This is a genomic window from Candidatus Thiosymbion oneisti (assembly GCF_004359955.1).
GTDB classification, from domain to species: Bacteria; Pseudomonadota; Gammaproteobacteria; order Chromatiales; family Chromatiaceae; genus Thiosymbion; species Thiosymbion oneisti.
Genome location: NZ_SMSC01000193.1, coordinates 1 through 263, shown reverse-complemented (window position 1 = coordinate 263; position 263 = coordinate 1). Strand labels below are relative to the sequence as shown.

The window sequence follows — 263 nt, the reverse complement described above, 5'->3', positions numbered from 1 at the left end:
CGGGTGTTCAATCGCTTCGACGACTTCCTGGTGGCTGAGGGCTTCGAGGCCAGGCAAGGCCAGATCATTGATGCCTCCATCGTCCCGGTGCCGATTCCCCGCAATCGCCGCGAGGAGAACCACCGGATCAAAAATGGTGAAGTTCCTCAAGACTGGGGCAAGGCCAAGCGTGCCCAAAAAGACACCGACGGACGGTGGACGGGAAAGCGCGGCAAACGCTATTTTGGCGACAAGAACCACATCAGTATCGATGCTGAGCACAA

The 263-nt window shown here is 57.8% G+C and carries 1 pseudogene; it reads left to right on the top strand.

The annotated features are described in order from the left end of the window. A pseudogene (locus tag E1958_RS20685) lies at nucleotides 1-263 on the top strand (IS5/IS1182 family transposase); the annotation flags it as partial.